Here is a 19,183-nt window from a genome sequence, read left to right as displayed (position 1 = left end):
AAGGAGGTTGGGGCGTGGGTCAGCGGGCGAGCAGGTGCGCCTTGGCCTCCCGCCAGCGGCTCACGTCGGTGTCCGCGCGGCGGGCCGTGTGCAGGTCGGCGATCAGGTCGTACGCGCCGCCCTCCGGCAGGGCGTAGGTGTAGAAGGCCCTCAGCAGCGTCTGCTCCGCCGCGTCGGTGAAGCCGAGGTCCGCGAGCTGTCCGGCCGTCGCGAGCAGTCCGGCCCGGTCCGCCGCCGTCATCTCCGGCAGGTCCGCCGCGTCCCCGTCGTGCAGGTGCGGGCGGGCGGCGAGCGCCTCATAGGCGTCGTCCGCGTACACGTCGGCGATCAGGTGGAGCCGGTCCGGGCCGGTGGTGTTGCACACCCCGTGCGCCTGTGAGGGCGTCAACCGCCACAGGGACCCGGCCGCCATGTGGACCCGGGCGCCCGCGGTGACCAGGACGGCCGAGGGGTTCGTGACGAGCGGGACGTGCAGGCGGTGGCGTCCGGTGTCGCGCAGTTCGGCGTAGTCGCGGTGTTCCCACAGGTAGGAGTGCGGTTCCAGGCGGGCCAGGCGCACGTACATGAAGGTGAGCCCCAGCGAGTCGAGGAACGCCGCGGTGGCCGGCATCTGCTTCAGTAACGAGGTGGGGCGTGGGCGCCCGTCGCCGATCACCACGTCGTGCGGGTCACCGGACATGTTCATCAGCGCCGTGGTCCACCAGCCGCCGGACTGGTACTCGCCGTACGCGACGACACCGGGTGTCGGCGCCCCGAGCACCTCGGCCCGCATCTGCTCGACCGCCGTCTCCTCCAGGTCGGTCAGCCGGGCGACCTGGTCGAGCACGTCGGCCCGCCAGGGACCGGTCTGCGCCGCCGCGGCGGCGGGGAGTGTGGTCACCATCGGAGTCCTCCTGACACGTTGTCGGACGCGGCCCTGACGGGCAGCCGTGCAAGGACACCGCAGACACGAACTCCCTCCCAGAGAGGTGGCGTTGCCGCCCGTTGCGGGTGGTTGCCGCCGGTTGCCGTTCACCCCGGGCGGCCTTCCCCCGCCCGCCGGGAGCCGGAAGACTGGAGAAGCCCGCGCGTACCCGCGAAAGGGTTGGTCCGTGATCTCTGACGCTGCCGTACGCCACCCGCTGGCCTATCTGTTGGCCGTGCGCGGCCAGAAGGCGGAGGCGTACCTGCTCCGTGTCGCCGACCAGCACCAGCGCATGGGGTACGGGCAGATGGCGTACCGCAAGGAGAAAGCCAGCCGGTGGATCGCGGGCATCCACGCGCCCAACTACCACACCCAGCTCGCCATGGCCGCACTCGAAAACATCCCGCCCGAGGCGATCCACGCCCACGGCTGGCCGGGCTGGCTCCTTCTTGCCCTGCCGGACCACACCCTCTTCACCCTCCCGTGGACGACCACGGGCGCGGTGCATGCACTGGAGATCACAGGAGGTCCGGTGGACCGCAGGCAGTTTCTGATCACGACGTCCGTCACCCTGGGCACCACCGTGGCGCAATGGTCCGCCGCCGCCCCAGCCGGAGCCGCCCCCACCGCCGGCCGCCACATCGGCGCCGACGTCCCCGACCACTTCGAGAGCCGCCTCGACAGCCTGCGACGCCTCGACGACACCGTGGGCTCCGGCGCCGTCTACGACGCGGCCCGCTCCGAACTCCGGCTGATCACCGCCACCCTCAAGAACGCCAGCTTCGGCGAAGGCGTCGAACGCCGTCTCCTCGGGGTCGCGGCGGAAGCGTCCCGCAGTGCGGGCTGGACGGCCTACGACAGCGGGATGGCCGCCGCCGCCGAACGCCACTACTCCACAGCCCTGCGGGCCGCAGCCAGCGCCGACGATCCCGTGGTCGCGGCCAACACCCTCGCGTTCTGGGCCATCCAGCACTACTCGACCGGCGACCCCCGGGGCGCGGTCGACCTCATCGAGGCCGCCCTGTCCCAGGCACCGAGGATCGGCTCACCCCGCCTGATCTCCATGCTGCACGCCCGCGCCTGCCGCGCCCACGCGCACGCCGGCGACTTCCGGGCCGCCGACCGGTCCGCCAACGCCGCCCTGGACGCCTACGAGCGCGCCGCGCCCATCGAGGACGACCTGCCGTGCGTCTACTGGTACAACCTCGGCGAAGCCCACCAGCTCATAGGCTCCTCGGCCCTGAATCTCGGTCACCCCAAACGGGCTGTCGGCCACTTCCTGGACGCCTCCGACGCGCACACCAGCCAGGAGGCGTACAACGGCGACGCCTTCCCACGCGGCCACTCCATCTACCTCGCCCGTCTCGCCGAAGCTCATCTCGGTCTCGGCGACGTTGACGCCGCCGTGGCCACCGCCCACGATGCCGTCGACCGGATGGGAGGCGTCACCTCCGCACGCGGCACCAGCACCCTCGAAGACCTGCGCAAGAAGCTCGCCCGCCGTCGCGGCATACCTGCCGTCGCCGAATTCCTGGACTACACCGGCACCGAGTGAGCCCCTCACCGGCCTGACACAGCAAAGAGCCCCGGCGGCTGCGGGTGAAGGCAGCCACCGGGGCTCCGGCATGTCCAGGCCCGTACGCACGGGGGATGGCGCTGGACACGCCCCCGGGGAGGTCAGTCGAGCTGAGCGGACATCAGCCGGTCGTATCGCTCGTACAGGGCCCGGACGAGCCGGGCCCGGTTCTGCACCGAGGCGAACGTCGCCGCGGGCGGCACCGACAACCGGCCGCGTGCTTCGGTGAGTACGGTCTCGGTCAACGGGCGCAGCTGACTGGTACGGGGACTCAGGGCGAGGAGCGAACCGACTTCGGCGGCGACGAGGCTGGCGTGGCCGGCCAGGAGCTGACCGATCTGCAGGCAGTCCTGCGGGGGGAGTTCGGAGCCGGGGGTGGGCGGGTCGAGCACTGCGGTGACCAGCTTGAGCACCGCGGAACGGTCCAGCGGCAGACGTGCGAGCACGCCCTTCGGGTCGTCCAGAACCGTCGCGCCGGTCTGCACGGAGGTGTCCATCACGAGGCCATCGCCTCCGCGTACGCGGGCGCGAGGTCCCGCAGCCGTGCGGCGAGCCGGTCGGCATCGACGAGGACCGGGGTGTCGAGGTCGTGCGGGGTGCCGACCCAGTCGGCCGCCACGCTGCGGTCCAGCGGGGAACGCGGCACGAGTACCTGGTGGCCCCGGCCGAGGAGGCGTACGCACGGGATGCCGGCGAACGCTTCGCCGTGTCCGGTCGGCACCATCACGTACAGCTCACCGCGCACGTGGTCGGCGACGATCAGGTATCCCCGGCGGACGCCGATCCGCATGGCGTCCAGCGCGTCCAGGCCCAGCGGCATCGGCTTGACCGCCACCGCGTCCCAGTCGATCCCGCACGGCACGTACTCCGTGACGTTCTGGTGGCCGTGCAGCCACTGCCGCTTCTTGTCGTCGGTCTCCGCCGCCAGGTCGTGCCACGTCGTCGGCCCTTTGCCGGACGAGCGTTTCGTCGCCACGGCCGCCTCCCCGCTGAGTGTCTGTCAGGTACGACCAGCTAACTGCTCAGGGGGCGGGTGCGATCAGGGCGTTTCGCGGGCACTTCACAGCAGAAGGGCGGACGTTTTTACCTTCGCGGTCCGGGACCCCGGACACCGGCGCTACCGTCAACGCACGAGCACAGCGGGCAGTCGGGGGCACGATGGACACCCAGCGCAACGCGGTCTTAGCCGCGCTGATGAAGGAATACGGCTTCGGCCGCCAGAAGCTGGCCGAAGAGGTCAACAAAATCAGCGAGCGGATCTTCGGGCGCCCCGGCGCGGCCACCGACCGGCACGTCCGGCGCTGGCTCTCTGGACAGGCCCGCTGGCCCAACGCCCGCTACCTTCTGCCTCTCGTAGAGATTTTCGACCGGCCGCCCGAGGCCATGGGGTTCGTACCGCGCGGACGCTCCAGCAACCGCCTGCCCGTCCCCCCTCCCACCACCCCGGGCACCGGGGAGGGAGATGACCCAGTGAAGCGCCGCATGTTCGTCTTCGCTCCAGCCGCCATGACCGTCGCCCTGGCCCTGGGCCTGGACGAGACCCCGACCACGGGCCGTCTCACCCACACCGACGTCGCCCGCATCAGCAACAAGATCGGCCGCATGGCCGCCCATTTCAACTCCGTGGGAGGCGGGGCCCTGTTCGAGGTCTCCACGAGCTACCTCGACCGGCTGCGCGCCGCCCTCGACGGCTGCACGTACGGGCCGAGCGTCGAACAGGCCCTGCACAGCGCGATCGGCGACCTGTGCTCATCCGTCGGGTGGGCCGCCCACGACGCCGGGCAGCCCGGCCAGGCCCGGATCCTGTTCGCCGACGCCCTGCAGTCCGCCCTGCTCGCCAGCGACAAGCGAGGCCAGGCCCGCGCCTGGAGCAACCTCTCGATGCAGGCCCGTATCGACGGCCGCACCCGCGAGGCCCTGCGGGTCAACCGCGCCGCCCTCGAAACCCGCCAGGCCCGCCAGGACCCCCGCATCGCGGCCCTGCTCCACTCCCGCCTCGCCATCGGCCACGCCCGCGCCCGCGACCCCCGCGCCGCTGCCCGCTCCATCCTCGCCGCCCAGCGAGCCCACGACCGGTTCGACACCGCTGCCCCGCCCCCGCCGTGGCTGAAGTTCCTGGACGCCGCCGAGATCTCCGGGCTCGCCGCCATCGCCCACCAGGCCATGGGTCAGCTCACGGACGCCGAGATCGCCACGGCGCAGGCCCTGCAGCTACTCCCCAAGGGAATGCGCCGCAACCGGGCGTACTACTCAGTCCAGTTGGCCGAGCTGCAGGTCGCTCAGGGGAACCTGCATCTCGCGGAGGAGACCGCCGCCGCCATCGACACCAGTGCACTCAGCAGCCAGCGGATCACTGCCCGCCTTGCAGCCGTCCACCGTGCCATTGCCGCCTAGGAGGCCCCTCCCGTGACCCTCACCGTCCGGCACTACACCACCGACCAGGTCCCCGAGGTCCGTTCGACCCTGCTGGAGGTGTACGCCGAGGTCTACGCCGACGACATCGCCAGCGACCCGTTCGCCGGCGTCGACCGGTTCGCGGGCGGACTCGATGGCTGGAGCGGCAGGCCGGGCTGGAGCTGCGCCATCGGCTACGACGACGAGCAGGTCGTCGGCTACGCCTACGGCGCCGTACTGCCGCCGAACGCCCGGTGGTGGGGCGGACTACTCACCGAGGTCGACGAGGACCTGGTCCGCGAGACCGGCACCCGCACCTACGCCCTGTCCGAGTTGATGGTGCGCGTCCCGTGGCGCAAGACCGGCACCTCTCGCCAGCTGCACGACGCGCTGCTCGCCGAGCGGGCCGAGGAGCGCGCCACCCTCTTGGTCCGGCAGTCGCACCCCAAGGTCCATGCGCTGTACGAGAGCTGGGGGTGGCGCACGATCGGCGACCTGCGCCCCAGGATCGAGCACGCACCGCTCATGCACGCCATGCTGCTCGACCTCCCCCAGCACTGACCCGGACCACCACCACGCCCGTGCCCGGCGGGACCAATTGGTCCCGCCGGGCACCGTGCTGTGCACGTCCGCGCCTGATGCAAAAACGTCCGTTCTTGCACAGTCGTCTGCTCCGCCGTCAACTCCCCATCGGGAGGCGTGTCACAAAATCCGGGCCGACGGCGTTCCTCCAGTGTGACGATGCGAACGATGCCCCGCCCGCACCCTTTCCCGCCCGGCGGGACGCCGCCCCATGCTGCGGTCCCACCCCTGGGGACACCACTTGACGTGCAGAAATTCGTGTCCCCGAACCTGTAACGATTTCGAGGGCTGGTACGTCTACGGCTTTGAAGGGCCGTCAACCAGGCAGCGCGGGAGGGGACTCGGGATGACCGGATCGAGTGAAGCCGTCGGGCAGCAGCAAGACGCACACCAGTCCGACACGATGGGCCGGCCGCGCCGTGCCTGAACTCGAAAGCCACCGAACTGCCCTGATGATCCGTCATACGGCGTTGGCCCATAACAACCTGCGTCCGAGAAATAAACGCCCGCCTCACAAGAATTCCCACAACACGCGCGCCCGTCGTAGTGAAACGGGTCGGGAGTATGGCAAGATCGCCATCATGGTCAGGAAGATCGAAAGCGAAGGGCGAGACCTTGGCGGCCCGTTGCGCGGTCGCGCGCAGACAGGTCGCCCGGTGAGCTATGACCCGACGTCCGGTCAGAACTGGCGCACAGGTGTGGTGATCGTCCCCGATATGGCAGCGAAGGCCATCAAGGCCGCTGGCTTCACGGGACAGTCATTCGCCGGTTTGGTCAACGAACTGATCAAGCGCATGCCCGTTGACGAGAACGGCCGCCCCCTGTGGGCCAATGAACTCGACGAACAAAAGGCGCTTCCTCTCACGGGGTAGCGCCGGACGCGGAACCGTCGCCGGGCAAGAAAAAGGGCCCCTCGGTCTTCCAACCTGGGGCCGCCCTGACGACGTACGTGGGACTCAGCACCACGGGCCTGCCAGCCCGCTGAATCCCTAGATCAAATGCAAACGCACCACCTGCAACACCCGGGCCGACTCCCCAGTCGACCTACCTGTCAGCCCCAGAGCGACTCGGCTTCCAACCGGGTCTCTCGACAAGCCACACAGAGAAGAGGTGAAACGAGCCCCACAGACGCTTTCCAGGGCGGCTGTCGGGCGGTGGTCCCCTACCACATAAGTCCGGAGCCCTGCTCTTTTCTGCGACCTGGGTGGCCGCGTTCGGAGCCCTCCGCCGTCAGGCGAGAGGGGGCTTCGGCGTTGTTATGAAGTTAGGAGCACTGCCATCGTAGCGGACCGCTACGGTGCCGGACAGCCCACTCTGCCCCACGGTGTGTCCCGTGGGGCGGGAGCGCACAGCCCGTCATCTGCACGAACTCACAATCCCCATACCGGTGTTCTGCCCCTCTTCGAGGTCGCGCAGGTCGACCTCCAGGCCCTGTTCCTGGAGCTGTCCCCGCGTGCCTCCATCCGGGTGGACACCCGTTCCGGCGATGGCGAATGGCTCCACTCCTACAAGGCCCGGCCCCTGCCGGAGACCGCACCGTACGGCCCGTACGCCGTCCACCTCGCCGACCGGCTCGACCGCTTCCGGTGGGTGTGCTTCGACCTCGACAGCTCCAAGGGCGACACCGGCCCGGACCTCGCGACCCTGCTGCGCTGGCTGGAGGAGGCCGGGCTGACCTACGTGGTCGCCGCCTCCGGTTCCGCCGGCGGACGGCACGTGTGGGTCACCTCCGCCGAGCCGCTGGAGGCCGTGCTGGTCGCCTCCGTCGCCAGGGCCGCCGCGTTGCGCCTGCCCACCCTCGACCACGGCCTGCTGTGCAACCCGGCCACCGGTGCCGTGCGCCCGATCGGCGCCGCGCACCGCGACGGCGGGAAGAGCCAGCTGCAGGCCCCCCTCGACCAGCGCCGCGCCGCCGACCTGCTCACCCCGGCCAGCTGCGGCAACGTGTCCGACGCGTTCGTGCGCCTCGCGCTCATCATCGACTCCGTCCCGGCCCCGGCCACGGTCCGCCCGCGCATCGTCCGCGAACAGCAGGTCGCCGAGATCCTCGACGACGAGCTGGGCCCCCGCCTCGCGGGCACCCCGAACACCGCCCTCGACGACGAGACGTGGGCGCTGCTCACCCGCCGCCCGGCCGACGACCGCGTGAGCGAGACCCTCGCCTCGCTGCTCGGCCGCCTCGCCCTGCGCCGCTGGACGTGGCCCATGGTCGAGCGGCTCATGGACGAGCGCCGTCACCGCGAGGGCGGTCTGCTGCACGCCTGCACCAGCACCCGCCGCCGCGGGCTGCGCATCGTCCTGACCGACACCCAGGCCCGCGAGAAGCTGCGCCGCCAGTGGGAGCGCTGCGTCGCGTACGCGGCCACCCTGCCGCTCACCGAGGACTCCCTGGAGTGGACGGAGACCATCGCCGACGTCGTCGCCCTGGTCGAGCAGCTCCAGGCCGCCGCCGACGCCTGCCCCGAGCGCTGGGCAGACAAGGCTGGCCCCGCCGACCGTGCCGCCCTGGACCTGCGCTGCCTGTACGCGCTGCGCTCCGGTGTCACCGTCCTCGACCTCGACGTGCGCCGCGCCGCCGTCTCCGCCGGCCACGGCCGCTCCACCATGCACCGCGCGCAGAACCGGCTCACCCTCGACGGCTGGCTCGCCGCCCGTGACACCGACGGGCCCGCAGGCACCCACGAGCTGCTCCCCGTCACCGCTGCGCATCCCGGATTCACGCTTGTTGCACAGGGTGGGACACAAGGAACCCCGCCCCCCCTGGGGGAGGTCCGACGATTCCTGATCTCCCGTCTTCAGGAGCGGTTGTCTGCAGGTCAGGCCGATGTCTTCGCCTACGGCCGGGCTACTGAGCACCACGGGGGAGGGCTCGGCCACCACGCCGCACGCGTCTACCAGCAGCTCATCGAGCACGCCGACCGCCCCCTGAGCCTCTCCGAGGTGTGCGCGCGCACCGGGTACGCCCCGCGTACGGCCGTCAAGCACCTGACGGCGATGCGCAACCTCATGGTCGTCACCCGCGCGGTCATGGCCGTTCAGCACGAGTGCCCCACCTGCCAGGCCCTGCCGGGCGAACGCTGCCGTACGGCTACCGGCACCGTCGTACGCCGTCGAGGAGCCGACCAGCACACCGCCCGCCGAACCCTCGCCGCCCGGCGCGCAGGCACCCCGTACTACCGGCCCAGGCCCGGCTCCCTGCTCGCCGCGGCGAAGGCGCTGGGTTGTTTCGGTGTCACGGCTAGCCGTGCACGCCGGTACGCGGTCGAGATCGAGCTGTACCGGTGGTGGCGTCAGGAGGAGGAGTGGATGCGCACCCCCAAGGCCGGCGTGCGCACTGGCGTCCAGGTCAACGATGAGCAGGCCGCCCTGGTCCTCACCACGCTCGCCCGGCAGCCCCGCCGCCGCTACCCCCGCACCGCCGACGGCCGAGGCGACCACGGGGCAGCCAGGGCCCGCATCGAGCGCCGTATCGCGACCGCCTGATCCCCTGTCACGGCTAGCCGTGCCCCCCGGGAGCAGCTGCTGTCTTTGCAGTCTGTTCGAGAGGGACCCCTCACCGCAGGGCCTGTTATTACGTGACCATCGGGTGATCATTCCGACTGGAAACCACTTGCCAATAGATCCCGCATGACTGGAAACCACCTTCCACGATGGGGCGTTGCGCGGGACGATGGCCGAAGTCGACGAGAGGAGCAGCCCAGATGGCCGCTACCGAGACCGAGCAGCCCGTACGCACCGCGCACGTCCGCTCCGGCTACCACCCCGAGGACGCCTTCACCGGCGTCACGCTGACCCCGCCGCCGGCCGCCGAGGTCTGGTTCCGGGACACCTCCGGGCCGGGCCGCTACGGGCCGGGCACCCAGTACCGCTACTGGTTCGCCCTCGACCTGGACACCGGCGAACTCTGGTACGGGGACACCGACTACCGGGACGCCGAGGAGCACCTGGTCCGCCAGCTCCCCGGCTACCTGCGCCAGTCCGCCAACGACCTCACGGTCCGCGGCAAGGTGATCGTCCGGCTGGTCACCCCGGTCGGCTACAGCCAGGAGCACGGCTACACGACGCGGCTGTTCACCGCCGAGGAGCTGTACGAGGTCGCGACCTCCGTGCTGCCGATCGTGCAGCGCATCGTCGACACCATGCACCGCGTCGGCCCGCGCGGCGAGCTGGAGTGGTCGGCCGCCGCGGACAGCGCCTGGAAGGACTTCGAGCGCGCCGTCGAGCCGACCGTCGGCCGCGACAGCGTCAGCTGGCCGGAGCCGGTCATCAGCCCCGTGGCCGACTGGCGGCACGAAGCCACGGAGTTCCTGGAGCGCCACCCCGAGCTGATCCCCGCCGAGTGGGCCACCGCCAGCGACGCCGAGCTGGACCGCATCGCCGCGTACAAGCCGCCGTCCGGCTACGGAGGCGTGGCGGGCTACCTCTGCACGCAGGGCAACGCGCAGATCTACGACGGCGGATGGGGAGGCCACTCCTTCTACGGCGACCGCGCGGCCCTGTACGCCTACCGTGCCCAGGCCGCCGGCGACCGGACCAGCACGCCGGTCGAGCCGTGGCTGCAGACCGAGGCGGGCAAGCGCGCGCTGGACGCCGCGACCACGGAGTACGGCGCCCTCGCCGAGCAGAACGACGACCGCCTCGACACCTTCGCCGACCGGCTCCAGGCCGCCGCCACCGTCGAGAACCTGCTGTTGACCGGCGTGCGCGAGCACCTCGAACGCGAGCGTGCCACCGAGCGCCGCGCCGTCGAGGACCTGCTCCAGCGCGAAGGCTCCGAGGTCGCCCGGATCGAAGCACTCCTCAAGCAGGCCCGCGACCGGCGGCGCATCCACCTGGTCCGCGTGATGGCCTGGACCCAGCGCAGCGACCGCGAACTGGGCACCCTGGCCTCGATGTCCCACACCGCCGTCGGCGACCTGCGCGAGAAACTCGCCCACGACGACGAGCAGGAAGACTGACCAACCCCGCACGTTGCCCGGGGCCGGAGTCATAGCAGCTGACTTCGGCCCCGGGCCCGTACGACGGAACCCCCCGTGACAGACCCCGACGAACCGCGAGGTGCACACCCGTGATCGACCTGAACATCAGCGACGACGTCCGCGCCCTGCTCGGCGAGGACCTCGCCCTGGTCGCCCCGGCCGACCTGCCCCCCGACCCCTGCATCGACTGCAGCAAGCCCTTCGACGACGCCACCGCCACGGTGAGCATGGTGGTGCTCGCCGGCGACGGGATGGTCCGCGTCGCCTTCGCCCACGCCGCGTGCGCACCGTCCGGCGTCCGTCCGCTGCCCGACGGCTACGAGCCGCCCGCCCCGGACGACCGCATGACCATCACGGCCCTGGTCGTCGACCACTCCGGCACCGAACTGCCGGTCCTGGTCTGCGAGTCCGCCGTCAAGGCGTACCGGCTGCACGAGCAGTCGACCGACGACCTGGTGACCGACTTCCTGCTCGACGAGGGCTTCACCCACGTCGACCAGCTGCACCAGGCGCCGCCGACCGTCGCCGAGTGGATCGCCGTCCTGTTCCTCGACCACGTGGCCCCCGAGACCGACGGCCTGCTCATCCTCGACCCGCGCGGCGGGATCTTCTTCCAGGGCTCCCTCGTACTGCCCGACGGCTGGCTCCAGCAGGCCGACCGCCACGGCCAGGTGGTGGTGTACTCCGGCAACGCCGGGCTGCCCGGCCTCGACAGCGACGACGCCCGCACCGCCGCGCTGGCCGCCGCCGCACAGGCCGGGCGGCTGGTCGGGGGCCGGATCGGCTTCACCAACGCCCCGGCGACCGCGTAGACCCGTACTCCGTTCCCGGGGGGCACCGGCCCGCGCGGTACGGGGGAGTCGGTGGTGCTGCCAGAATCTCCGCCATGTCAGCAGAGACGTTCTGGACCGCCGTCGGCTCGATCGGCACCACGGGTGCACTCGGCTTCGTCGGGTGGCAGGCATACCTCACACGCGCCGCGCTCACGGTCAGCCAGCTGATGACCGCCGACGCGATCCGCAGCCGACTCGACTCCCAGGCCCCGGGCGTCACTCTCAAGTTGAGCGAGCCGCCCTGGGAACCGCTGGCCTGGAACAGCAGCGGGATGCCCTGCAACACGTGGCCGGCCGGGCACAAGTGGCACTTCCCCGCCGACCAGGACGGGTCCAACCGTCTCGTGCTGCAGCAGGTCCTGGTGCTGGAGAACCTCAGCGACCGGCGGGTCCAGGCCCGGTTCGACGGCGACCTGGTCGTCGCCAACGACAACAGGCCCACGGCCGCCGGCGTCCTGCTGCTGGAACCGGGGGAGAGCACCCCTGACGTCTACCTGCAGCGCGAGTTCACCATCAAGCAGCTGGCGGAGAACCACGCGGCGAAGCAGGCCGGGCAGGAACTGCCCCACCAGGTGCGCGGCAGCGTGACCGTGGAGGACGACCGCGACAACGGCAGCACCGACCGGTGGGACCTGGTGATGACCGGATGCCCGGTCGAACCGGTCCCCGACCGCGACGGGCTGTGGACCATCGCACCCTGGCACCTCACCGAAGGCTCCGGGCTGCGGACCCTGGAGTACAGCCTGCTGCCGCCGCGCCAGCGCATCCATTGGGTGTCGCGCGCCCGGGGTGTCCAGCTCCCCGCCCCCGACGGCACCTAGCCCCCACCCCAGCCGCCACCGCCGCCCGCGCCCCTGTGCCCGGCGGGACCAATTGGTCCCGCCGGGCATCGTGCTTCGTACGCCGTGGTGCGGACCGGCCGGACAGCTGGGGTCTTCGCGGGGGCTCTGCCCCCACACCCCCGGCCCTCCCTCTGAGGGGGTGGGGAGAGCACGGCCGACTGCGGGTCCGTGGGGGAGTGGTGTGGTGGGTCGCGGTGCACTCCCTCGACGACCGGGCCCCAAAGGGTGCCACAGAACCCCGGGGCCCTACGAGGACGCCTTCGGCGCCGGCAAGCCGGTCGCGCAAGCGCGATCCTCTCCAGCCCCCGGGAACCTGTAGCAGCGCTACGCGCGCCCGGACGACGAGGGAGCACCCCGCTCAGGCCCGACGTACGGCGCGGGTGCGCCGGCCCAAGGTTCCCCGGGGCACTGAGCACTGCCGACTGCGGCGGGCACGGCGGAACCGCTCAAAGAGGCTGGCAGCGAAGAGGCCGGTGACCACCCGGCGTCGGTGCGCTGGCAGCGGGCCGGACCGGGCGGAGGACCCAGGTCGGCCGACGACAGACGCCCGGCGGTCGCGGCGAGCAGCCGTACGACGACGGCGACCGGCGAACCCACGGAAGTGATCATGCCGACCCCCCATTTGCATTGCATTTCATTGCATCGCACGTGATGAAATGTATTGACGAAATGAAATGCAATGCATTAGACTGGAGCCCTGCACAACACACCACGAAGGGGGCGCCGGGCATGGGGCTGAGGGACGAGAACCGCGAGGTACCGCGCAAGGACGGCAGCCTGATGCGCCGCCCCCTGCTGGACATCGGCTGGGGACCGGAGCGTGCCGCCCGCTATGCGGCCCGGTGTGCGCGCTACGTCGTCGCCGACCGCCTGCAGCTGCGCGTGCACGGCCGCGCCGCGGTCCGTCTGGACTTCCCTTACGCCGCCGGTCGCGGTCCGCAGCGCGCTGAGGCTGCCCGCACCGTCGCCGCCCGCTTCGGCGTGGAGGCCCGCCAGCTCGACCGGTCTGGGCGAGCCCTGCGTGTCACCGGCTCCGCCGACGAGGTGGCCCGCTACGCCGCCGCGCTCCCCCGCGTCCTCGACCACGCCGAGCAGCTGACCAGCTGGGCCGCCCGCATGTACGGCGAGTGCGCCCGCCGGCCCCGGCACGCCGACCACTTCGAGGCCCTGGGCACCGGAGGACGACGGGGGGCCGCCGCCTACTTCCGGGCCGTCGCCTTCCGCCGGATCGTCCAGGTGCTGACCGGACCCCAGCCCGCCGCCGTGCCCGAGGTCGACCCCGCCCTCCCCCTGTGGGAGCAGGCCGAGACCCTCGCCGGAGTTCTCGGCGAGTACGGGTGGGTCGAGATCCGCGACGCCTACGACCCGGCCGCCGCCCTGCAACTGCTCGACGACGCCGAGCGGATCGAGGCCCCGGCCGCGCGCTGGCCGGTCGCCGCCGCCCACGGCGAACAGCTGGCCCTGTTCGACCCCGCCGTCCCCGCCGCGGCCGGGCCGATCGTGGTGATCCCCTGCTCCGGTGCCAAGCTCGACCACCCCGCCGAGGCAGGGAAGCTGTACGTCGGAAAGCTGCACCAGCACGCCCGCCGGACCGCCGACGCCCTCACCGCGCAGGGCGGCACCGTGCTGGTCATGAGCGCGTTGCACGGCTTCCTGCCACTGGATCGGGTGATCGAGCCGTACGACCACACGTGGGACGACGAGGGCAGCATCACCGTCGAGGAACTGCGCGACCAGGCCGCCGAGATGGGGCTGACCGCCACCGCCGACGTCGTACTCCTCACCCCGGGCAAGTACACCCAGCGCGCCGCCGCCGTGTGGCCGGCCGCTCTCACCCCGCTCGCCCATCTCGGCATCGGCCGCCAGCGCGGCCGACTCACCGCGCTGCGCGAGCGCCCCACCCAGACCGACCTGTACGCGACCGCCGCGTGAGCGGGCCCGTCATCCGGGCCCGCCCGGATACGGCACGCTGTCGACCGCGCGCACACCGCACCGACCGCACCACCCCGAGGAGTTCTCCCAGATGAGCGAGCAGACCGAGCAGACCACCCAGGCTCCCGCCAAGGCACCCGAGTGCGGGTTCCCCGGGTGCTCCCGGCCGCCCGTCCCCAAGGAGCCGGGCAAGCGCGGACGCGCGCCGGAGTACTGCGACGACCCCGAGCACACCGCCATGACCGCCTACCGGGCCAAGCACCCCACGGGCAAGCCGGCGGGCACCACCAGCAGGCCCGCCGAGGAGCCCAGCGACCACATCGTCAGCGACGCGGCCAAGACCGCGACCATCGTGCAGGGCACCGTCCTGCAGAGGATCGAGGAGCTGACGGCAGAACTGGCCCGGTACACGGACCTGCTCAAGACCGTCACCGACCCGGAGGCCGCCGAAGCACAGGTCTCCGCCGCCGAGGCACGCGCGGACGCCCGGGTCGCCGAGTTCCGCGAGACCGCGACCACGGAGCGCGGGCGCCGGGAGACCGCCGATCGGCGGGCCGACGCCGCCGAGGAGGCACAGGCCGCCGCCGAGGCCGCCGCGGACCAGGCGATCGAGGAACTCGACGCGGCGACGAGCCGGTTCGAGACGGAGACCGAGCGCATCCGCGAGGAGGCCGCCGACCAGGTCACCGCCGTCGAGGAGGAGATGGAGAGGGTCCGCCGGGAGGCGAAGGACACGGTCGACAAGGCCCGCACCGACGCCGAGCAGAAGGTCGCCGACGGCAAGACCGAAGCCGACAAGCGCGTCAAGGAGGCCCAGGAAGCCGCCGGGAAGGCGCAGTTGCAGGCGAAGACCGACGTCGAGGCGATGCAGAAGACCGTCGACCAGACGAAGGCCGACGCCGAGCGGGTCAAGACGGAGGCCACCAAGGCGCAGGCCGACGCCGACAAGCGGGCCGCCGCCGCCGAGGACGCCGCCGAGAAGGCCAAGGTCGAGGCCAAGGCCCAGGTCGACGCCGCCGACAAGGTCGTCACCGAACTGACCGACGCCCTGGAGCGAGTCCGCGAGGACGCCCAGGGCTACCGCACCCGCGCCGGCCAGCTGGAGACCCAGTTCGACACCATGCGCACCCAGCTGGACACCGCCCTCACCGAGAAGCGGACCGCCCAGGACGAGGCCCGCGACGCCCGCCGCGAGCTGCAGGAGCACCAGGACAAGACGAAGCGAGAGGGGAAGTAACCCGTGACCACCACCGAGCCGCAGCCCGTCCGGACCGACACCCCGGGCGTGGCCGACGCCGCCGCCATGCTCCGCGGCGAGATGGGGCGGGCCGACAACAAGGCCGCCTTACTGCTCGCCCTGATCGGGGGCCTGGTCGCCGGTGTCGGCTCCGCCGCGCCCCAACTCGACCTCACCGCGTCGGCCGTGACCGCCGGTGTCGCGGGTCTCATCGCCCTGGTCGCCGCGATCGTGCTGCTGCTCATCGCGGTGTTCCCCAGCCTCACCGGGGACGGGTGGCCGTCGTGGCACCGGCTCAGCGACGCCGAGCTGCAGGCCCGCCTCGCCGGGGGCCAGCGCACCGACGAGGTCCGGGCCCTGCAGGCAGGCGCCGTCCGTAAGTTCCGCCGGATCCAGTACGCGATCGGCTCCACCCTGGCCGGCGTCGGGTTCCTGGCACTGGCCGCCGTCCTCACCAGCCTGCTCTGACCGCCGGAAAGGGGGGGAACCACCATGAGGGAGACCTTCAACTCCGTCACCGACATGGTCTTTACGGGCGTGGCCTGGTTCGTGGGCATTGCCCTCGCCCTGGCCCTGCTCGCCGCGGTCTCGGCCCCACGGCTGATGAAGCTGGACGCGGACCGCCGACAGCGCCGGGGGGACGAGCACTACCGCAAGCAGCTGCAGGCCGCCACCGACCACGCCATCACCACCTCCGTGCGCGCCCGTCTCGCCGAGCCCGTCACCGACCTGCACCACGTCCCCGCAATGCGCGTCACGACCGGCGACGTCATCGCCCGCGCCCACGAGGACTTCGCGCTGGAGGTCCCCCGGGACCACGCCGCCGCGATGCTCCGCCACCGCCTGGAGTTCCGGGGCCACGCCCGCTGGCCCGACCTGATCACCGACGCATTCGACGACGAGGAGGACCAGACCCCGTGAACATCCGCCAGCTGTTCCGCAGCCGCACCGCCACCGCGCCCGAGCCCGCCGACCGGCCCGTCCACTACGCCGACACCATCACCTTGACCATCACCGACCGCCTGGAGGTGCTGCGTGCCAACGGCAGCACCTGGGACCCGTGCACCGACCACGAGTGCCGGACCGTGGCGCAGCTGCTCAACTGCGTGGTGTGGGAGAGCCTCGCCTCGATCCCGCCCGCCCCGCAGTTCGACCTCCACATCGAGCCGACGCGCATCGTCCTGCCCGGCGTCGAGCCCTTCGTGGCTGTCTTCTACGGCCCGGACGACGAATTCCCCAGTGGGCGCACGCTCGACGAGACCGGCCTGCCGCTGTGCTGGCGCGCGGTCGCCGAAGCCGCCGGCGCCACCGCCGCCGATGCGGCCCAGTCCATCGGCTGCCCCTCCTGCCAGCACCCGCAGGGCTGACAGAGCCGTTCCTCATCTGTCCTTGCAACCCGGCCCGCCATCACCCAGGAGTGACCCTCATGACCCGACACCGCGCTGCGGCTGCTGCCCGCCGACGAACAGTTCCTCACCGACTTCTTCGACCTGGAGGAGCCGCTGCTGAGCTGGCTCGACCAGACCGCACGCGACGCCCGTGCAGGCGCGGACGACGTCTATGAACTGCCCGCCGGCCTCGACGGCATGGCCGCCCATGCCGCCTGGACCGGCATCTCGAAGGCGCTGCCCGAGGACCTGCGCGCCGAGCGGCACCCGGCCGACAACGGCGAGGAGGCGACCACCGGCAACCAGGTCTTCGGTGCCGACGGCTACGAGTACACCCCGCTGTACGCCGTGCCCGTCGACCCGGCCGACGTCGAGGTCCTGGTCGAGCTGCTCGCCCACTTCCGCAAGGCGCTGGCCAGGGAGAAGGGATACACCGACCTGCACAGCCTGCTCGACCAGGCAGGCGAGTGGTTCAGCGACGAGGGCCGTGACCGTGTCCCGGAGCAGGCCGAAGGGGTCGTCAACCGGCTCGCCCGCTCCGTCGCAGTGCTCCAGCTGCAGGACGACGACGCCCAGGCGCTGCTGACGGCCGTCACCGGGGCCCGGCCCAACCGGCGCATCGTGCTGACCGCCGAGCAGGAGCGGGCCGCCGAGCGGTACTTCAACCGCGTCATCACCGCGGTGACCGAGGGCAAGCCGCCCGTCGAGCGCGCCCTCGCCCGGTTCGTCGAGTTCGGCGACACCGCAGGCCCCCGCCAGCCCTGACCGCGAAGCCCCGAGGCCGGGGCACCGGCGCACTGATGCCGTGTCGGCGCCGAGCGCTACGGTCTCGCAGACAGCAACAGACCGACTACGAGGGGGAGTTCATGACCACCGCACCAGGACGCCGCAACGCCGGGGCCAGCGCCCGGCGGGAGTCCGAGCGCCGCCGGGCCGTCGAGCGGACCGGCCAGCACCAGCGCGCCCGGGTGACCCTGCCCGTCACCGTCGCACTGGCCGCAGTCTTCGGCACCGCCGCCGCCGTGGCCACCGTGTGGCAGGCCGGGCTGGTCGTCGCTCTGGGCATCGTCGCGTACGGCGTGCGGCAGACCTACCGCCGCGCGGACGACAACTGGGCCAAGGGCGCGGCCGGCGAGCGGGCGACCGCCCGATTACTGGCACCGCTGGAGCGCCGCGGCTACGCCGTGGTCCATGACCGGGCCATCCCCAGGAGCCGGGCAAACCTGGATCATCTGGTAATCGGCCCCGCCGGGGTGTCGTACGTAGATTCGAAAGCGTGGGTGTCGAAGAAGTCGAAGCTCACGGTGGCGGGCGACACCCTGAAGTACGGCCGGTACGACCAGAGCGAGGCCCTGCGCAAGGTCGTGTGGGAGGCGCAGCAGGCCGGCCGGGCGCTGGGCTGCGACGTGCGCCCGATCGTCGCCGTGCACGGCGCCCGGGTCCCCGGATTCTGGGGGCAGAGGGTCGAGGTCCAGGGCGTCACGGTCGTCGCCGCGCGGAAGCTGCCGAAGCTGCTGCAGAACCTCCCGCCGCAGCCGGGTTGGACCCCGGACCGCATCACCGCCGTCGGGCAACTGGCGGAGCAGAGGCTGCCCCCGCACGGCGGCTGACCCCCCGGGGCACGGCAGGCCGTACGACGAGAGGGCCCGGCGTGATGCCGGGCCCTCTCGCACGTCCGGGCTCAGGCTCCCTGCTCCAGGCCGAGCAGGTCCCGCAGGCTCTCCCCCGCCGCCCACCGCTGCAGCATGCCGCGGTCGACCAGGTGCACGTGGGAGCGGGCCGCCCACACCACCCGCTCCCGGGCGTACGAGCCGGAGGAGACGACGAGCAGCAGCGGCCGTCCGCCGCCCGCCTCTCCCCCGGGCACGTCGTCGCCCGGGGCCGCCGCGCTCACCGGCCGGAGCGCCGCCGCCGGGCGCGGGCCGTCCTGCCCGGCCGCCTCGACCCCGCGCTCGAAGGCACAGCCCATCTGCCGTCCGTCGGGGCCGACGCCGACCAGGTGGATCACCCGGCGGTCGTTGACGACGACGCCCCGCACGTTGGTCCACCCGTCGCGGACCAGGAGCCGCCCGACGATCGTCCGGTACCCCTTGTCGTCGGCCGCGTCGATCTGCTCCAGGGTGAAGCGCACCGAGCTGCGGCGCCGGAGAACAGCCGCCTCCCGTCGGCGCAGCACGAGAGCCCGCACCGCGTACGCGAGCGCCGCCGCGGCGACCAGCGCCGCCCACCAGCCGACCCGGGTCCACAGCCAGCCCAGCGCGACCAGCGGCACGGCGACCGCAGTGAGCACCGCGGCGAACGCCGGCAGTACCTCCCACCACTCGGGGCCGTACTGCCCGCTGACCCGCAGCCGCAGTTCCTCGCGCTGGCGCCAGGCCCGTCGCGTCCCCACCGGAGACCGGCGCGGCCACCACACCCCGCTCACCCCCACCACCTTGCCCCCCGTATCTGATGACGCCTCATGTCATATCTGCCCGCCGGGGGGCCCGTACAGCGCGACCCCGCAGATCAGGCGC

Annotated in this window: 20 protein-coding genes; 15 read left to right on the top strand and 5 right to left on the bottom strand. The window is 72.2% G+C overall.

Going from position 1 to position 19,183, the window contains the following annotated elements; translation table 11 throughout:
* Positions 1-19: 19 nt before the first annotated feature.
* A complete protein-coding gene (locus CW359_RS37500; RefSeq protein ID WP_105974692.1) occupies positions 20-883 on the bottom strand; it encodes an aspartyl/asparaginyl beta-hydroxylase domain-containing protein in 864 nt (287 codons plus the stop codon).
* A 208-nt stretch (positions 884-1,091) separates the two neighbouring features.
* Here CW359_RS37500 and CW359_RS37495 point away from each other — a divergent pair, with 208 nt between their 5' ends.
* Positions 1,092-2,459 (top strand): NsdA family TPR-like regulatory protein, encoded by a 1,368-nt coding sequence (locus CW359_RS37495; protein WP_232838774.1) that lies wholly within the window; start codon positions 1,092-1,094, stop codon positions 2,457-2,459.
* Between the two features lie 122 nt (positions 2,460-2,581).
* Here CW359_RS37495 and CW359_RS37490 read toward each other — a convergent pair whose 3' ends face one another.
* Positions 2,582-2,977, bottom strand: a complete 396-nt coding sequence (locus tag CW359_RS37490) for a DUF6415 family natural product biosynthesis protein (RefSeq protein ID WP_105974691.1) — start codon at positions 2,975-2,977, stop codon at positions 2,582-2,584.
* Positions 2,977-3,456: a hypothetical protein gene (locus tag CW359_RS37485; RefSeq protein ID WP_105974690.1), complete on the bottom strand. Its 480-nt coding sequence runs from the start codon at positions 3,454-3,456 to the stop codon at positions 2,977-2,979. The genes CW359_RS37490 and CW359_RS37485 overlap by 1 nt, the downstream gene beginning before the upstream one ends.
* Before the next feature lie 182 nt (positions 3,457-3,638).
* On the opposite strand from CW359_RS37485, the gene CW359_RS37480 reads away from it, so the two are divergent.
* From CW359_RS37480 to CW359_RS37425, 12 genes are all read left to right on the top strand, one after another.
* A complete protein-coding gene (locus CW359_RS37480) occupies positions 3,639-4,874 on the top strand; it encodes an NsdA family TPR-like regulatory protein (protein ID WP_232838773.1) in 1,236 nt (411 codons plus the stop codon).
* Positions 4,875-4,886: 12 nt separating this feature from the next.
* Positions 4,887-5,435, top strand: coding sequence for a GNAT family N-acetyltransferase (locus CW359_RS37475; protein WP_105974689.1), 549 nt, complete (start codon positions 4,887-4,889; stop codon positions 5,433-5,435).
* Positions 5,436-5,875: 440 nt separating this feature from the next.
* Positions 5,876-6,328 (top strand): hypothetical protein, encoded by a 453-nt coding sequence (locus CW359_RS46100; RefSeq protein WP_198655530.1) that lies wholly within the window; start codon positions 5,876-5,878, stop codon positions 6,326-6,328.
* Between the two features lie 454 nt (positions 6,329-6,782).
* Positions 6,783-8,939 (top strand): zinc finger domain-containing protein, encoded by a 2,157-nt coding sequence (locus CW359_RS37465; RefSeq protein ID WP_105974688.1) that lies wholly within the window; start codon positions 6,783-6,785, stop codon positions 8,937-8,939.
* 218 nt (positions 8,940-9,157) lie between these two features.
* Entirely contained in the window at positions 9,158-10,414 is a 1,257-nt protein-coding gene (locus tag CW359_RS37460) for a hypothetical protein (RefSeq protein ID WP_105974687.1), read from the top strand.
* Between the two features lie 110 nt (positions 10,415-10,524).
* Positions 10,525-11,247 carry a hypothetical protein gene (locus CW359_RS45580; RefSeq protein WP_105974686.1) on the top strand — a complete coding sequence of 241 codons (723 nt, stop codon included), beginning with the start codon at positions 10,525-10,527 and terminating at the stop codon, positions 11,245-11,247.
* Positions 11,248-11,321: 74 nt separating this feature from the next.
* On the top strand, positions 11,322-12,089 hold the full coding sequence (locus CW359_RS37450) for a hypothetical protein (RefSeq protein ID WP_105974685.1): 768 nt from the start codon (positions 11,322-11,324) through the stop codon (positions 12,087-12,089).
* Positions 12,090-12,839: 750 nt separating this feature from the next.
* On the top strand, positions 12,840-14,042 hold the full coding sequence (locus tag CW359_RS37445) for a DUF6884 domain-containing protein (RefSeq protein ID WP_105974684.1): 1,203 nt from the start codon (positions 12,840-12,842) through the stop codon (positions 14,040-14,042).
* A 91-nt stretch (positions 14,043-14,133) separates the two neighbouring features.
* A complete protein-coding gene (locus CW359_RS37440; protein ID WP_105974683.1) occupies positions 14,134-15,279 on the top strand; it encodes a coiled-coil domain-containing protein in 1,146 nt (381 codons plus the stop codon).
* A 3-nt stretch (positions 15,280-15,282) separates the two neighbouring features.
* Positions 15,283-15,747 (top strand): Pycsar system effector family protein, encoded by a 465-nt coding sequence (locus tag CW359_RS37435; RefSeq protein WP_105974682.1) that lies wholly within the window; start codon positions 15,283-15,285, stop codon positions 15,745-15,747.
* A 24-nt stretch (positions 15,748-15,771) separates the two neighbouring features.
* On the top strand, positions 15,772-16,200 hold the full coding sequence (locus CW359_RS37430; RefSeq protein WP_105974681.1) for a hypothetical protein: 429 nt from the start codon (positions 15,772-15,774) through the stop codon (positions 16,198-16,200).
* Positions 16,197-16,646 carry a hypothetical protein gene (locus CW359_RS37425; protein ID WP_105974680.1) on the top strand — a complete coding sequence of 150 codons (450 nt, stop codon included), beginning with the start codon at positions 16,197-16,199 and terminating at the stop codon, positions 16,644-16,646. Before CW359_RS37430 ends, CW359_RS37425 begins: the two co-directional genes overlap by 4 nt.
* Positions 16,647-16,703: 57 nt before the next feature.
* On the opposite strand, the gene CW359_RS45575 is transcribed toward CW359_RS37425, so the two are convergent.
* Positions 16,704-16,877, bottom strand: a complete 174-nt coding sequence (locus CW359_RS45575) for a hypothetical protein (RefSeq protein ID WP_157968710.1) — start codon at positions 16,875-16,877, stop codon at positions 16,704-16,706.
* Here CW359_RS45575 and CW359_RS37420 point away from each other — a divergent pair.
* Positions 16,866-17,432, top strand: a complete 567-nt coding sequence (locus tag CW359_RS37420; RefSeq protein WP_105974679.1) for a hypothetical protein — start codon at positions 16,866-16,868, stop codon at positions 17,430-17,432. The genes CW359_RS45575 and CW359_RS37420 overlap by 12 nt on opposite strands.
* Before the next feature lie 101 nt (positions 17,433-17,533).
* Positions 17,534-18,277 (top strand): nuclease-related domain-containing protein, encoded by a 744-nt coding sequence (locus tag CW359_RS37415; RefSeq protein WP_105974678.1) that lies wholly within the window; start codon positions 17,534-17,536, stop codon positions 18,275-18,277.
* A gap of 71 nt (positions 18,278-18,348) precedes the next feature.
* Here CW359_RS37415 and CW359_RS37410 read toward each other — a convergent pair whose 3' ends face one another.
* Complete coding sequence (locus CW359_RS37410; RefSeq protein ID WP_105974677.1) at positions 18,349-19,092, bottom strand: hypothetical protein; 744 nt, start codon at positions 19,090-19,092, stop codon at positions 18,349-18,351.
* Positions 19,093-19,183: the final 91 nt, after the last annotated feature.

The organism is Streptomyces geranii, from assembly GCF_002954775.1.
Classification (GTDB): domain Bacteria; phylum Actinomycetota; class Actinomycetes; order Streptomycetales; family Streptomycetaceae; genus Streptomyces; species Streptomyces geranii.
The sequence above is the reverse complement of the archived record's forward strand: the minus strand, read 5'-3'. Positions and strand labels throughout refer to the sequence as shown.

What these genes read in the sequence shown, in the direction of transcription:
- CW359_RS37500 (WP_105974692.1), bottom strand. Translation starts at nt 883, where the DNA reads ATGGTGACCACACTCCCCGCCGCCGCGGCGGCGCAGACCGGTCCCTGG.
- CW359_RS37490 (WP_105974691.1), bottom strand. Translation starts at nt 2,977, where the DNA reads ATGGACACCTCCGTGCAGACCGGCGCGACGGTTCTGGACGACCCGAAG.
- CW359_RS37480 (WP_232838773.1), top strand. Translation starts at nt 3,639, where the DNA reads ATGGACACCCAGCGCAACGCGGTCTTAGCCGCGCTGATGAAGGAATAC.
- CW359_RS37460 (WP_105974687.1), top strand. Translation starts at nt 9,158, where the DNA reads ATGGCCGCTACCGAGACCGAGCAGCCCGTACGCACCGCGCACGTCCGC.
- CW359_RS37450 (WP_105974685.1), top strand. Translation starts at nt 11,322, where the DNA reads ATGTCAGCAGAGACGTTCTGGACCGCCGTCGGCTCGATCGGCACCACG.
- CW359_RS37445 (WP_105974684.1), top strand. Translation starts at nt 12,840, where the DNA reads ATGGGGCTGAGGGACGAGAACCGCGAGGTACCGCGCAAGGACGGCAGC.
- CW359_RS37440 (WP_105974683.1), top strand. Translation starts at nt 14,134, where the DNA reads ATGAGCGAGCAGACCGAGCAGACCACCCAGGCTCCCGCCAAGGCACCC.
- CW359_RS37430 (WP_105974681.1), top strand. Translation starts at nt 15,772, where the DNA reads ATGAGGGAGACCTTCAACTCCGTCACCGACATGGTCTTTACGGGCGTG.
- CW359_RS37420 (WP_105974679.1), top strand. Translation starts at nt 16,866, where the DNA reads ATGGCCGCCCATGCCGCCTGGACCGGCATCTCGAAGGCGCTGCCCGAG.
- CW359_RS45575 (WP_157968710.1), bottom strand. Translation starts at nt 16,877, where the DNA reads ATGGGCGGCCATGCCGTCGAGGCCGGCGGGCAGTTCATAGACGTCGTC.
- CW359_RS37415 (WP_105974678.1), top strand. Translation starts at nt 17,534, where the DNA reads ATGACCACCGCACCAGGACGCCGCAACGCCGGGGCCAGCGCCCGGCGG.